Consider the following 13,980-nt stretch of genomic DNA (forward strand, 5'->3'; position numbering starts at 1 on the left):
TCGGTGAAGGTCGTGACCTAACGCCTTTGTGGAGCCGGCGGAAGCGCCGGAACGCAAAAAGGCCGCCCGAAGGCGGCCTTTGAATGCTTGCGAGAAGCGAAACCTTAGCGCGAGTAGAACTCGACGACCAGGTTCGGCTCCATCTGCACGGCGAACGGCACATCGGCCAGGCCCGGCACGCGCTGATAAGTAGCGACCATCTTGTTGTGGTCGGCCTCAATGTAGTCCGGCACGTCGCGCTCGGCGAGCTGCACGGCTTCCAGCACCGAAACGAGCTGCTTCGACTTCTCGCGCACCTCGATCACGTCGCCCGGCTTGCAGCGGTAAGAACCGATGTTGGTGCGACGGCCGTTGACGTTGACGTGGCCGTGGTTGACGAACTGGCGCGCAGCAAAGATCGTCGGCACGAACTTGGCGCGGTAGACGATGGCGTCGAGGCGCGATTCCAGCAGGCCGATCAGGTTCTCCGAGGTGTCGCCCTTGCGGCGGTTGGCTTCCTCGTAGACCTTGCGGAACTGCTTTTCCGAAACGTCGCCGTAGTGACCCTTCAGCTTCTGCTTGGCGCGGAGCTGCAGGCCGAAGTCGGACAGCTTACCCTTGCGGCGCTGGCCGTGCTGGCCGGGGCCGTATTCGCGCTTGTTGACCGGGGACTTCGGACGGCCCCAGATGTTTTCGCCGAGACGGCGGTCGATCTTGTACTTTGCGGATTCGCGCTTGCTCATCGCATTCCCTTTCAAAACGATACGCCCGAAACCTCACGTTTCGGGTGAAGGAAACGCGCCCTCCTCTGGCCCCCGTTTTCGGAGCCTGACAGGATTTCGCCGCAGCGAGCAGCGAAATCCACGGGACACGTCGTGGATACAGACCGGCAATCAGGCCGATCTGCGGAACAAAATAAAGCACCGGACGTTCCCGCCCGGTGTTCGGCGGGTGGATAGACCGGCATTCGCGCGATGTCAAGCACAGGCTTGGATCGCCAGCCCGGTCCGTCCTTCGAGCACCGACACCTTCCGAACCGCATGGAAGGGACTTCAACAGAGGAACGCAGATCGAGATGAGAAAATTCTTCCTTACACTTGCCGGCGCGGCCTTGCTTGCCGGTTCCATGTCAGTCGTCTCTTCCGAACCGGCGATGGCACGCGACCATCACCACGCGCGGCATCACAAGGTATGCCGGGTCGTCTGGAAAAAGAAGGTCGTGTGGCGCCACCATCGCCCCCACACCATCCGCTACAAGACAAGACATTGCTGGTACCGCTGAGCACGGCTTATCCGGCCAAATCCAGGCGCCGCACATCGCGGTGCCTTTTTTCGCGACTGAAATTCACGCAGACGCGTCGAAAGCCTCCCGCGCAGCGCGCAGGCGATCGCGATTTTGTGCCGCCCACACTCCCAATGCGCTGATCGGCACCGCAATCGAGCGTCCGAGCTCGGTCAAGGCGTACTCCACCTCCGGCGGCGTGGTGGGGCGGACGGTGCGGCTCACCAGCCCGTCGCGCTCCAGCGAGCGCAGCGTCACCGTCAGCATGCGCTGCGAAATGCCTTCGATCGCGCGGCGCAGCGCATTGAAACGTACCGGCCGTTCCTGAAGGTTGATGATGACCAGCAGGCTCCAGGTGTCGCCGATCCGGTCAAGCACCTCGCGCATGGGGCAGTTGCCGTTTTCGTCCCGCTCGAATCCCGGCGTAGCGTGCAGCAGCGGCGCGCTCTCGCCGGCATCGGTTCTGGCATTCATTCAAACACTTCCTTTCCGGGGCGGTTACCCGACTGTACCCTGCGCACGCAAACATGCGTCCTTTTCGAACTGCGGCAGGCTCGCTATGTGGTTATCCGTCGTAACCTGATTACAAATCATACCCTGAATATCCGGGCGGGAAAACCCGGCGAAAGGAGATCGTCATGAAGATCGCTCTTATCGGAGCCTCCGGCTTCGTCGGCGCCGCCGTGCTCAAGGAGGCAGTCGAGCGCGGGCACACCGTCACCGCCATCGTGCGCAATCCCGCGAAGGTCGAGGCAGCATCCAACGTTTCCGTGATCGCGGCCGACGTCACCGATCAACACAGGCTCGCCGAATTGCTGCACGGCCAGGACGTGGTCATTTCCGCCTTCAACGGCGGCTGGGGCAATCCCGACATCTACGCCAGGCACCTGAGCGGCTCGAAGGCCATAGCCACAGCGGCGAAATCGGCCGGCGTGCGCCTGATCGAGGTCGGCGGCGCCGGCAGCCTGTACGCACCGGACGGTAGCCAGTTCGTCGATTCGCCGGAATTCCCCGCCGAATGGAAAGACGGCGCACGGGCCGCGCGCGACGCTCTTGCCGCATTGAAGGAGAGCGACTGGAAGGATTGGACGTTCGTCTCGCCCGCCTTCGTTCTGGCGCCCGGCGAGCGCACCGGCGCCTACCGCCTCGGCGGAGAGAACCCGGTGTTCGATGAGAAGGGCGAAAGCCGCATCTCCGTCGAGGACCTTGCCGTCGCCCTCGTCGACGAAGCGGAGACCCCGAAACATATCGGGCGGCGCTTCACGCTGGGCTACTGAAAAACGCAGCCGGCGGCATCGCCCGCCGGCTGACATCTCAGTTCTTCTTGTTCGGCAGGCCCTTGCGCTTGGTCTCGGCGAATTCCTCGAGTTCCTTCTCGCTCATGGATTCGTACATATCGCGGGACGCGCCCTTCAACTCGCTCTTCTTCGTCTCGCCGCGCTTGGCCGACAGTGCCGCGCCGGCCGCCTTCTGTTGCGCTTTCGATGTGGCAGGCATGGGTTGTTCCTCCTTGCAGGCTGGAAGAACGCGACAGCACGGCGCATGTTCCCGGAAAGCGCTATGTCACCGTCAGCCCGAAACCCTGCATCAGGCGGCGGGTCGCGAAACCGGCCTTGCCTGAGGTGAAGACGGCGACGTCGTTCCTTTCGCCTGGCAGCGCCTCATGCGCCCTGCCCGCTTCCAGGCCGTCGAGCAACGACACGGCGCGGCGCGCGATCGCCTCGGCCGGATCGATCCAGTCCACCGGCCACGGCGCGGTCTTGCGCATGCGGTTGACCAGAAAGGGATAGTGCGTGCAGGCCAGCACCACGATGTCGGTGCTGGCGCCGTCCCTTTCGATGAAGCACGGCGCGATTTCGGCGCGGACTGCCTCCTCGTCGACGAAGCCGTCGCGCATATAGGCCTCGGCAAGCCCGGCAAGACGGTCCGAGCCGACCAGCCGGACGTGGCATTTCCTGGCCCAGGTCTCGATCAGGTCGCGCGTATATTGCCGCCTGACGGTTCCCGGCGTGGCGAGCACAGAGACGATGCCGGAACGCGTGCGCTCGGCGGCCGGCTTGATCGCCGGCACGGTGCCGACGAAGGGGTGACCAGGAAACGCCTGGCGCAGTGCGTCGATCACCAGGGTCGAGGCCGTGTTGCAAGCGATGACGGAGATCGATGGCCGATAGCGTTCGAGCAGCCCGGCGAACAGCGACAGGATATGATCCTTCAGCGCCGGCTCCTCCCACGCACCGTAGGGAAAGGCGGCGTCGTCGGCGACATAGACGAAGCGGCGGCCGGGCATCAGCACGCGCGCCTCGCGCAGCACCGTCAGCCCGCCGATGCCCGAATCGAACATCAGCACCGGTTGCGCGGCGACACCGTCGGAGACCACGCACCCCAACGGCGAGGTGTCAGTCATTGTCCATTCCCTTGCCGCCCTGTGGCGGCTCCTCGGCCGCTTCGTCCGCCCCGGAAGAGGCAGCGTGAGCGATCTGGTCGATCTTCGCCTTTCGCGCCGGATAGCCGGCACCGCGCGGTTCCTTCGGCGAGAAATAGTCGAGCGAAGCGACGACGCCGCGCAGCACCTTCAGTTCCGGCTCGGCGAAACCCGCCCGCGTCAGCACGGCGCGCAGGTTCTCCACCATCTTCGGCTTCTTCGCAGCCGGCCTGAAATAGCCGCGCGCCTCCAGCGCGGCCTCCAGATGGTCGAACAGCCCATGCAACTGCTCCCGGGTCGCCGGGAGCATGTCGGGCGCGGCAAAATTCGTCTCGGTCTCGTCGGCAAGGCCGGACTTGCGCCATTCATAGGACATGAGGAGCACCGCCTGGGCGATATTGAGCGAGGCGAAGGACGGATCGACCGGGAAGGTGACGATCTCGTCGGCAAGGCCGACCTCCTCGTTCGACAGGCCGAAGCGCTCGCGGCCGAACAGGATGCCGGTGCGCTCGCCGGCGGTATTCCTGGCGCGAAGCACCCTGCCCGCCTCGACCGGCCCTGCTACCCTCTTGAAGCCGTCGCGCTCGCGCGCCGTCGTGGCGAAGACGAAGTTCAGGTCGGCGATAGCCGCGCGCAAATCCTCGAACACGCGCACGCCGTCGATGACGTGATCGGCGCGGCTGGCGGCGGCGCGCGCCTTCTCGCTCGGCCAGCCGTCGCGCGGATTGACCAGCCTGAGCTCGGAAAGGCCGAAATTCGCCATGGCGCGCGCCACCATGCCGATGTTCTCGCCGAGCTGCGGCTCGACAAGGATGACGACGGGGCCTGTGTTGACCGTAGTGTTGTGTTGTTCGGACATTGGCACCAATGAAACGGGATTTGCGGTTTTTCGGCGTCCTGAATAGTCGGCCTGCAAAATGAAGCAATTGCAAAAGTCGGGAGTGGGCCGGCCTCAGGCCTCGATCAATTCGATGTTCGGATGATCGCGGATGATCTCCAGCACGATCTCGAAGAAGGTCTGGCCGCCTCCGCCTTCCAGTTCGGCCAGATCCCGGCCTATGCGCGCGACATCGTATCTGTCGGGATGCGAAAGCTTATCTTCGAGAAAGGCACGCGTCGCCTCCCGTCCGAGCGCCCGCCGGCTGTCGTCCATGTTCCGCCAGACAAGCAGAACAGGTTCGTCCCCGGCGATTGCGCCATAACCGCCGTAGAACATATCGTTCAAGGCATCCAGGCTGGCGCCGATCTTCCAATCCTCGTCGCCCATGAAGACGCGATTGATCTCGTCGTAGAAGGAGGCGATGCCGGTGATCCCGGCGCCGTCGATGACAAGGGGCTTTTTCGACATGCGGCTCTCTCGCACGGAAATGCGGCATCCGTTTGCGCGCCTCCCGCCGCTTTGATATAGGGGCCGCATCCTTCCAGGCCGTGCCTCTGGCGCGACCCCATTTCCAGCAGTGAGGCTTTCATTCCATGGCGAAGATCAAGGTGGCGAACCCGGTCGTCGAGCTCGACGGCGACGAGATGACCCGCATCATCTGGCAGATGATCAAGGACAAGCTGATCCACCCCTATCTCGACGTCGACCTGGAAGATTACGACCTCGGCATGGAAAACCGCGACGCCACCGACGACAAGGTGACGGTCGACGCGGCCAATGCCATCAAGCGCGTCGGCGTCGGCGTGAAGTGCGCCACCATCACCCCCGACGAGGCCCGCGTCGAGGAATTCCACCTCAAGAAGATGTGGAAGTCGCCCAACGGCACGATCCGCAACATCCTCGGCGGCACCATCTTCCGCGAGCCGATCATCATGAAGAACGTGCCGCGCCTGGTTCCGGGCTGGACCAAGCCGATCATCGTCGGCCGCCACGCCTATGGCGACCAGTACCGCGCCACCGACTTCCGTTTCCCCGGCAAGGGCAAGCTGACGATAAAATTCGTCGGCGAGGACGGCACCACCATCGAGCACGACGTGTTCGACGCGCCGGGCTCGGGCGTGGCGATGGCCATGTACAATCTCGACGAGTCGATCCGCGAATTCGCGCGTGCCTCGCTGAACTACGGCCTGCTGCGCAACTATCCCGTCTACCTCTCGACCAAGAACACGATCCTCAAGGCCTATGACGGCCGCTTCAAGGACATCTTCCAGGAAGTCTACGAGAAGGAGTTCGAGGCCGAGTTCAAGGCGCGCAAGCTGTGGTACGAGCACCGCCTGATCGACGACATGGTGGCTTCCTCGCTGAAGTGGTCGGGCGGCTATGTCTGGGCCTGCAAGAACTACGACGGCGACGTGCAGTCCGACACGGTGGCGCAGGGCTTCGGCTCGCTCGGCCTGATGACCTCGGTGCTGATGACGCCGGACGGCAAGACAGTGGAAGCCGAAGCCGCGCACGGCACCGTCACCCGCCACTATCGCCAGCACCAGAAGGGGGAGGAGACCTCGACCAACTCGATCGCCTCGATCTTCGCCTGGACGCGCGGCCTCGCGCACCGCGCCAAGCTGGACGATAATGCGGAGCTGAAAAAATTCGCGGAGACGCTGGAGAAGGTCTGCGTCCAAACCGTCGAATCCGGTTTCATGACCAAGGACCTGTCGCTGCTGATCGGTCCCGACCAGCCCTGGCTCTCCACCACCGGCTTCCTCGACAAGGTGGACGAGAATTTGCAGAAGGCGATGGCCTGAAGGGTCCCGCATCGCGGACAAACAAAAGCCCCGGAGCGATCCGGGGCTTTTTTTATCGCTCGTCAACCGCGCCGCGACGGCCTCTTCATGCTATGACGCGGGCGAAGGAGACGACCGCATGGCCGACCGATCGAAGCCGATCCTCTACGGCGCGGACTACAGCGTTTACGTCCGCATCGCGCGCATGACGCTGGAGGAGAAGGGCGTCGGCTACAACCTCGTGCCGGTGGACGTGTTCGCGGAAGGCGGCCCGCCCGACTGGTATCTCGAACGCCATCCGTTCGCGCGCATTCCGGCCTTCGAGCATGACGGTTTTCGTCTGTTCGAGACCGGCGCGATCACCCGCTATGTCGACGAGGCTTTCCAGGGCCCGTCTTTGCAGCCTGCGGACGCGCGTCGGCGCGCGGTGATGAACCAGATCATCGGCCTGGTCGATGCCTATGCCTATCGCGCCATGGTCTGGGATGTGGCGGTCGAGCGGCTGGAAGGCAATCCGCCGGACGAGAAGCGCATCGTCGCCGGGCTCGGCGTCGCGCGAACGACGCTGACCGTTCTTTCGGACTTGAAAATGCCCGGAGACTGGCTCCTGGGCGACATGGTCAGCCTCGCCGACCTGCACCTCGCCCCGGTGATCGGCTATTTCCTGAATGTGGAGGAAGGCCGCGACCTGCTCGCAACCGTTCCGGCGATCGCGCAGTGGTGGGACACCGTAAGCATACGGTCAAGCTTCGTCGGCACAACCAGGGCGAGTTGACCCGCCTCGTTTCACCCCGCTATGCGGACTCCGCGACTCGGCTTACTTTCCGCTTCGGGCACGTGCGCCCATGATGGAGGGTACTATGCAGAAGAAACTGGCAGCCGAGTTCCTCGGCACGTTCTGGCTTACCTTTTGTGGATGCGGCAGCGCCGTGCTTGCGGCGGCATTTCCCAACGTCGGCATCGGGCTTCTCGGCGTCGCGCTTGCGTTCGGCCTGACGGTCGTCACCATGGCCTACGCGGTCGGTGGCATTTCCGGCGGCCATTTCAATCCCGCGGTGTCGGTCGGCATGGTAGCCGGCGGCCGCATGCCCGCCCGGGAACTCGCCGGTTATATCATCGCGCAGGTGATCGGCGCGATCGTGGCGGCGTGCGTCCTCTATGTCATCGCCTCAGGACAGGCGGGCTTCACGCCCGGCGGCTTCGCCTCGAACGGTTATGGCGACCTGTCGCCGGGCAAATACTCGCTGCTGGCCGGCCTTGTGATGGAAGTGGTGATGACGGGCTTCTTCATCTTCATCATCCTGGCGGTGACCAGCCCGCGCTCACCCTCGCCCGGCTTCGCGCCGCTGGCGATCGGCCTGACCCTGACGCTGATCCATCTGGTCTCGATCCCGGTGACGAATACCTCGGTCAATCCGGCACGCTCGACCGGCGTCGCGCTGTTCGCCGAGACCGCGGCGCTCGGCCAATTGTGGCTGTTCTGGGTAGCGCCGATCCTCGGAGCCGTCATCGGCGCCGCTTTGTGGCGCTCGCTCTTCCATGACAGCGCCGAAACCACGCTGGGCGCCGCTCCGGCCATATAGAGCATTTTGCAGCCAGACGGAATCGTCTGGCGTCCGCACAAATGCAGCTAAGGAAACAGGTTGGAGCAGCGGAACCGCCTTCGCCGGAACGCCCGCTGCTCTAGCGAGAAAACGGTTCGAACCTGTCGGGAGGCGGCCATCGCCTCCCGATATCGCGACCGGGCGAGACCTATCCTGGAATCCAGGATATTTCCGGTCGCGTCACCATCAGCCACAATATGGCGAGGACGGCGGCGAAGGCCGGAAAGCCGCAGGCGAACCAGATGCGGAACAAGCGCTTCTCTTCTTCGGGAGAGGCCTGTTTCCTGCCGCGGCGGCGCGCGCGAGATTGCGGATGCGCAGTTGGATCCACACGACCGGCAGCCAGAATAGGCCGGTCACGCCATAGAGCGCCAGCGACAGAACGATCCACCCTTGCGTGAGCGGCCAGCCGGTCGCCTGCGCCAGCAGCGCGCCTGTGATCGGCTGGACGACCACGGCGGTTGCCGTGAATACCGCATCCGCGACGACGACCGTACCGGCGACGTGCGCGACCAGTTCGGCGCGACCGGTGCGTTGCGCCATCAGCATAAAGAAGGCGATGCCGGCCCCAGTGCCGAACAGGACGGCGGCCCCGATGATATGCAGCCACCGCAGGACATCCGCTGCCATCATCGCTCGTCCAGTATTGCCAGCGCCGTCAGGACCAGACAAAAGCCCGGAATCACCTTGACCAGCGGCCCCAGCGGATCGAGCCACAGATCTGGTGCCAGCAGGGTTGCCGCAGCGAGATAGAAGGCGGCGACGGCCGCCATTACCAGCAATGCCGGCCGTGTCAGAGCGCGCAACAGAACCGCAGCTCCCACCGCAATGTCGGTGACGGCGCCCGCGACGACCACTGTCCGAGCAAGCCCTTCGCCGATGCCGCGCGCGGTCAGCACCTCGGCCGCGGCACCGATGCGGGCCAGCCCGATCGCGCCCGACAGGAGCCAGAACAGCGACAGGCAGGCGAACACGACGGGTTTGAGCAGCCAGAGGCAGGCGAACCAGCGCTCCTGCACCGTCGTGGGCATGGACGCGAGCGTGGTTTCCAGGGGCGGAAGCGGCGCACCCGCGATCGACCGCCATGTCGAAGGGTCGCCAACCACGCCTGCCGCCACCGCGGACAGGGCTGCGCTGCGCAGGGGCGAGCGCCAGCCCAGCCAGCCAAGAGCGTCGGCGGCCGCGCCGACGACCCGTCCGATCCACGCAGGCACCGGCACGATGCGCGCGGGCGGCAGGCCGAGCCAGGAGCGGAACGCCAGCAGGACATCGCCGAGTGGACGCGGCCGCTCCTCAACGAGATCGATGGCCACCCGATCTGGCAGATTTCCCGCGACGGCGCGCGAGACCGCCTGGGCGACATCGCCGACGCCGACTGTCTGGAGCGGGCTGTCCGCCAGCACGGCGGGAACGACAAACGGAAAGGCCGCGAGCGCGCGCAGCAGAGCCGTGCCGCCATAGGCGGCCGGAGCGATCACCAGACCGGGACGTAGGACGGTCCAGGACAGTGCGGATCGCATGACACAGCCGTCGCCCTCCGCCTTCGTGCGGAAGAACGGGTCGCGGGACGAAAGAGCCGCACCGATGGCGGAAATCTGGACGAACCGATGGACACCGGCCATCCCGCAGGCTTCCACCAGCGCCTCGACGGCGGCGCGGTGGAGGGCATCAAGATCGTCCCGTGCGCCGTTCTGCAACGCTCCGGCGGCGTTGACCACGGCATCCATGCCGGCCAGCAGGGGAAGCCAGTCCTTCGCCGACAGCATCGATGCCATGTCGGCCTTGATCCAGTCCACAGCGGGCCGCCGCAGGCGCGCCTCGGCCACGTTGCGACCAAGGCCGGCGACGCCGCAACCGTCGCGCAGCAACCTGTCGACGATGGCCGAACCGATAAGCCCGTATCCACCGAGGACAAGGACCCTCATGCCCTTATGCGGCTTCCAGCGCCGCCCTGACCGCTGCGATGGCCTGGCTTGCCTTGGAGGCATCCGGGCCGCCGGCCTGAGCCATGTCGGGCCGGCCGCCGCCGCCCTGCCCGCCGAGAGCCGCGGACGCTACGCGCACGAGATCGACCGCGCTGAAGCGGCTGGTCAAATCATCGGTGACGCCGACCACGACGCTCGCCTTGTTGTCTTCGCTCGCACCGACGAAGACCACGACGCCCGAGCCGAGCGAGGTCTTGCCCGCATCGGCCAGCGGCTTGAGATCCTTGGGCGAGACGCCCGTTACGGCCTTGCCGAGGAAACCAACGCCGGCGACCGTCTCGTTCTGGGCAGGCGCATCCGCGGACGAGCCACCGCCCAGCGCCAGCTTCTTGCGCGCCTCGGAAAGCTCGCGCTCCAGCTTGCGGCGTTCCTCCACCAGCGCCTCGACCCGGGCCGGGACGTCGGCAGGCGATATTTTTAGCGCGGCGGCGACGGACTTCAGGCGCTTGTCCTGTTCGTCGAGATATTTGCGCGCGGCCTCACCCGTCAGCGCCTCGATACGGCGCACGCCGGCCGCGACCGGGCTGTCGGAAAGGATGCGCACCAGACCGATATCGCCGGTGGCCGAGACATGGGTGCCGCCGCACAGCTCGGTCGAATAGGGACGGTTGGCCTTGTCGCCATGCAGGGCCGTGCCCATCGACACCACGCGCACCTCGTCGCCGTATTTCTCGCCGAACAGCGCCATCGCGCCTTCGGCGCGCGCATCGTCCACGGACATCAGCCGCGTGGTGACCGGACCGTTCTGGACGACGATCTCGTTGGCCATCGCCTCGACATGTTCGAGCTCCTCCGGCGAGATCGGCTTGTTGTGCGAGATGTCGAAGCGCAGGCGCTCGGGCGCGACCAGAGAGCCCTTTTGGGCGACATGCGTACCAAGCACCTCGCGCAACGCTTCATGGATGAGGTGGGTGGCGGAATGGTTAGCACGCAGCCTCGACCGGCGCGCGTGATCGACCTCGAGTCCGACCGCCGCGCCCGTCTTCACCGTGCCGTTGGCGACCTTGCCGAGATGGACAAACAGGCCGTCCGCCTTCTTCTGCGTGTCGGTGACTGCGATGGAAAACCCCTCGCCGGAGATGGTGCCGGTGTCGCCCATCTGGCCGCCGGACTCGCCATAGAACGGCGTCTGGTTGACGACGACCGCGACCGCGTCGCCCTCCGCGGCGCTGTCGGCCTCCTTGCCGTCGCGCACCAGCGCCAGCACGACGCCTTCAGCCTTCTCGGTGTCGTAGCCGAGGAATTCGGTGGCGCCGAGCTTCTCGCGCAACGCAAACCAGATCGTCTCGGTCGCCGCCTCGCCGGAGCCCGCCCAGCTCGCGCGCGCTTCGGCACGCTGGCGCTCCATGGCGTCGTTGAAGCCGTCGAGATTGACCGAGATGTTGCGCTGGCGCAGCGCGTCCTGCGTCAGGTCGAGCGGGAAGCCGTAGGTGTCATAGAGCTTGAACGCCGTCTCGCCGTCCAGCATGTCGCCGGCGGACAGGCCCCCGGCCGCTTCTTCCAGCAAGGTAAGGCCGCGCGACAGGGTCTTGCGGAAGCGCGTTTCTTCGAGCTTCAGCGTTTCGGTGATCAGCGCCTCGCCGCGCACGAGTTCGGGATAGGCCTGCCCCATTTCGCGCAGGAGGGCGGGCACCAGCTTCCACATCAGCGGCTCGTTTGCGCCGAGCAACTGCCCGTGGCGCATGGCGCGGCGCATGATGCGGCGCAGCACGTAGCCCCTGCCCTCGTTGGACGGCAGTACGCCGTCGGCGATCAGGAAGGAGGACGAGCGCAGGTGATCGGCGATAACGCGGAAGGACGCGGCATCGTCGGCGCCGGGGCTGCGGCCGAGCGCCGAGGCGGTCGCATCGATCAGGTGGCGGAACAGGTCGGTCTCGAAAACGCTGTCGACGCCCTGCAGGATGGAGGCCATGCGCTCCAACCCCATGCCGGTGTCGATGGAGGGGCGCGGCAGGTCGACGCGCTCGTCCTTCGTCACCTGCTCGTACTGCATGAAAACCAGATTCCAGAATTCGAGGAAGCGGTCGCCGTCCTCCTCAGGGCTGCCGGGTGGTCCGCCCCAGATGTGGTCGCCGCAGTCGATGAAGATTTCCGAGCAGGGGCCGCAGGGGCCGGTATCGCCCATCGCCCAGAAATTGTCCGACGTGGCGATGCGCACGATACGGTCGTCCGAAAAGCCGGCGATCCTCTTCCACAGCGAGGCCGCCTCATCGTCGGTGTGATAGACCGTGACCAGCAACTTGTCCTTCGGCAGGCCGAATTCCTTCGTGATCAGGTTCCAGGCGAACTCGATGGCGTTCTCCTTGAAATAGTCGCCGAAGGAGAAGTTGCCGAGCATCTCGAAATAGGTGAGATGGCGGGCGGTGTAGCCGACATTGTCGAGGTCGTTGTGCTTGCCGCCGGCGCGCACGCACTTCTGCGAGGTCGTGGCGCGCGAATAGGAACGCTTCTCCAGCCCGGTGAAGACGTTCTTGAACTGCACCATGCCGGCATTGGTGAACATCAGCGTCGGGTCGTTGCGCGGCACGAGCGGGCTGGAGGCCACGACCTCGTGCCCGTTCTTCCTGAAATAGTCGAGGAAGGTCGACCTTATATCGTTGACGCCACTCATCGGACTGCCTCCGCGCGCACGCGCGTTCCAAAGAAAAATCGCCGGCCGACCCGGCGAAACGGTCATGCCTTTTAGCGAGCGGCCTCACCCCTGTCCAGAATGGGCCGGACAAAGCGAAACCGTCGGTTTCTCAGTCGCTTCTATGGGAGGTTCAAAAGCAAAACCGCCGGCTGAAAAGCCGGCGGTTTGAAGACACGGAACGACACGGACCGATTGGTCGTCTGCTTCCCGGAGGCCACGGCGGAAGCGCGCGGCCAAGGCAGCCTACATTTCGGCTGCTTCGTCCGGCAGGTCGCCCTCGCCGCCGTTCTCGAGGAATTTTTCCGCAATCAGGCCGGCGTTCTGGCGCAAGGCCAGTTCGACCTCGCGGGCAAGCTCGGGATTGTCGCGCAGGAACTGCTTGGCGTTCTCGCGGCCCTGGCCGAGGCGCTGGGAATTGTAGGAGAACCAGGCGCCAGACTTCTCGACGACGCCCGCCTTGACGCCAAGGTCGATCAGTTCGCCGGTCTTGGACACGCCCTCGCCATACATGATGTCGAACTCGACCACCTTGAAGGGCGGCGCCAGCTTGTTCTTCACCACCTTGACGCGGGTCTGGTTGCCGACCACCTCGTCACGGTCCTTGACCGAGCCGATGCGGCGGATGTCGAGGCGCACCGACGCGTAGAACTTGAGCGCATTGCCGCCCGTCGTGGTCTCGGGCGAGCCGAACATCACGCCGATCTTCATGCGAATCTGGTTGATGAAGATGACCATCGTGTTGGAGCGGGCGATGGAGGCGGTGAGCTTGCGCAGCGCCTGGCTCATCAGCCGGGCCTGAAGGCCGGGCAGCGAATCACCCATCTCGCCCTCGATCTCGGCGCGCGGCGTCAGTGCGGCGACCGAGTCCACCACCAGCACGTCGATCGCGCCGGAACGTACCAGCGTGTCGCAGATTTCCAGCGCCTGCTCACCCGTGTCGGGCTGGGAGATCAGCAGGTTCTCCAGATCGACGCCCAGCTTGCGGGCATAGACCGGATCGAGCGCATGCTCGGCGTCGACGAAGGCGCAGATGCCGCCCTTCTTCTGCGACTCGGCCACGGTATGCAGGGCCAGCGTCGTCTTGCCGGAGCTTTCCGGCCCGTAAATCTCGATGATGCGGCCGCGCGGCAGGCCGCCGACGCCGAGCGCGATATCCAGCCCCAGCGAGCCGGTCGGTACCGTCTCGATCTCGACCACCTGCTCGTTGGCTCCGAGCCGCATGATCGAGCCCTTGCCGAAGGCGCGCTCTATCTGCGACAGCGCGGCGTCAAGAGCCTTTGATTTGTCCACCGAATTGTCCTCTACAAGCCGCAAACTGTTCTGAGCCATGATACATCACCCCTTGATCGTCAATGGAGGCCGGACCGGCCGCTGCGCGTTGTGAATATGTACCTGTTTTGTTCCAATTTGGC

General features: G+C 65.1%; 14 protein-coding genes and 1 pseudogene. 5 read left to right on the forward strand and 10 right to left on the reverse strand.

All coding sequences use genetic code 11. The features are described 5' to 3' along the window. Window positions 1-104: 104 nt before the first annotated feature. Complete coding sequence (gene rpsD / locus ABMA46_RS16750) at window positions 105-722, reverse strand: 30S ribosomal protein S4 (protein WP_349001032.1); 618 nt, start codon at window positions 720-722, stop codon at window positions 105-107. A gap of 332 nt (window positions 723-1,054) precedes the next feature. Here rpsD and ABMA46_RS16755 point away from each other — a divergent pair, with 332 nt between their 5' ends. After that, entirely contained in the window at window positions 1,055-1,261 is a 207-nt protein-coding gene (locus tag ABMA46_RS16755) for a hypothetical protein (RefSeq protein ID WP_349001034.1), read from the forward strand. Window positions 1,262-1,324: 63 nt separating this feature from the next. On the opposite strand, the gene ABMA46_RS16760 is transcribed toward ABMA46_RS16755, so the two are convergent. Further along, window positions 1,325-1,735, reverse strand: a complete 411-nt coding sequence (locus ABMA46_RS16760; protein WP_349001036.1) for a winged helix-turn-helix transcriptional regulator — start codon at window positions 1,733-1,735, stop codon at window positions 1,325-1,327. Between the two features lie 164 nt (window positions 1,736-1,899). On the opposite strand from ABMA46_RS16760, the gene ABMA46_RS16765 reads away from it, so the two are divergent. Next, complete coding sequence (locus tag ABMA46_RS16765) at window positions 1,900-2,538, forward strand: NAD(P)-dependent oxidoreductase (RefSeq protein WP_349001038.1); 639 nt, start codon at window positions 1,900-1,902, stop codon at window positions 2,536-2,538. Window positions 2,539-2,575: 37 nt separating this feature from the next. Here ABMA46_RS16765 and ABMA46_RS16770 read toward each other — a convergent pair whose 3' ends face one another. The 4 genes from ABMA46_RS16770 to ABMA46_RS16785 form a co-directional block, all read right to left on the reverse strand. Then, on the reverse strand, window positions 2,576-2,758 hold the full coding sequence (locus ABMA46_RS16770) for a DUF3008 family protein (protein ID WP_349001039.1): 183 nt from the start codon (window positions 2,756-2,758) through the stop codon (window positions 2,576-2,578). A gap of 61 nt (window positions 2,759-2,819) precedes the next feature. Continuing rightward, a complete protein-coding gene (gene murI, locus ABMA46_RS16775; RefSeq protein WP_349001041.1) occupies window positions 2,820-3,665 on the reverse strand; it encodes a glutamate racemase in 846 nt (281 codons plus the stop codon). Further along, a complete protein-coding gene (locus ABMA46_RS16780; protein ID WP_349001043.1) occupies window positions 3,658-4,542 on the reverse strand; it encodes an RNA methyltransferase in 885 nt (294 codons plus the stop codon). Before ABMA46_RS16780 ends, murI begins: the two co-directional genes overlap by 8 nt. Window positions 4,543-4,635: 93 nt before the next feature. Then, window positions 4,636-5,031, reverse strand: a complete 396-nt coding sequence (locus tag ABMA46_RS16785) for a barstar family protein (RefSeq protein WP_349001045.1) — start codon at window positions 5,029-5,031, stop codon at window positions 4,636-4,638. Between the two features lie 125 nt (window positions 5,032-5,156). Between ABMA46_RS16785 and ABMA46_RS16790 the strand changes: the two genes are divergently transcribed. The 3 genes from ABMA46_RS16790 (at window position 5,157) to aqpZ (ending at window position 7,930) form a co-directional block, all read left to right on the forward strand. After that, window positions 5,157-6,368 carry an NADP-dependent isocitrate dehydrogenase gene (locus tag ABMA46_RS16790; RefSeq protein WP_349001046.1) on the forward strand — a complete coding sequence of 404 codons (1,212 nt, stop codon included), beginning with the start codon at window positions 5,157-5,159 and terminating at the stop codon, window positions 6,366-6,368. Between the two features lie 118 nt (window positions 6,369-6,486). Next, a complete protein-coding gene (locus ABMA46_RS16795; protein ID WP_349001048.1) occupies window positions 6,487-7,122 on the forward strand; it encodes a glutathione S-transferase family protein in 636 nt (211 codons plus the stop codon). An 85-nt stretch (window positions 7,123-7,207) separates the two neighbouring features. Then, window positions 7,208-7,930: an aquaporin Z gene (gene aqpZ / locus ABMA46_RS16800; RefSeq protein ID WP_349001050.1), complete on the forward strand. Its 723-nt coding sequence runs from the start codon at window positions 7,208-7,210 to the stop codon at window positions 7,928-7,930. Window positions 7,931-8,099: 169 nt separating this feature from the next. On the opposite strand, the pseudogene ABMA46_RS16805 reads toward aqpZ, so the two are convergent. The 4 genes and pseudogenes from ABMA46_RS16805 to recA all read right to left on the reverse strand — a co-directional run bounded on the left by ABMA46_RS16805 (window position 8,100) and on the right by recA (window position 13,897). After that, a pseudogene (locus ABMA46_RS16805) lies at window positions 8,100-8,584 on the reverse strand (DUF2269 family protein). After that, window positions 8,581-9,876 (reverse strand): SDR family oxidoreductase, encoded by a 1,296-nt coding sequence (locus ABMA46_RS16810; RefSeq protein WP_349001052.1) that lies wholly within the window; start codon window positions 9,874-9,876, stop codon window positions 8,581-8,583. The pseudogene ABMA46_RS16805 and the gene ABMA46_RS16810 overlap by 4 nt, the downstream one beginning before the upstream one ends. A 4-nt stretch (window positions 9,877-9,880) precedes the next feature. Further along, window positions 9,881-12,547 carry an alanine--tRNA ligase gene (gene alaS / locus ABMA46_RS16815; protein WP_349001054.1) on the reverse strand — a complete coding sequence of 889 codons (2,667 nt, stop codon included), beginning with the start codon at window positions 12,545-12,547 and terminating at the stop codon, window positions 9,881-9,883. Window positions 12,548-12,811: 264 nt separating this feature from the next. Then, entirely contained in the window at window positions 12,812-13,897 is a 1,086-nt protein-coding gene (gene recA / locus ABMA46_RS16820) for a recombinase RecA (protein WP_349001056.1), read from the reverse strand. Window positions 13,898-13,980: the final 83 nt, after the last annotated feature.

The organism is Mesorhizobium hunchu, from assembly GCF_040081975.1.
Classification (GTDB): Bacteria; Pseudomonadota; Alphaproteobacteria; order Rhizobiales; family Rhizobiaceae; genus Mesorhizobium; species Mesorhizobium hunchu.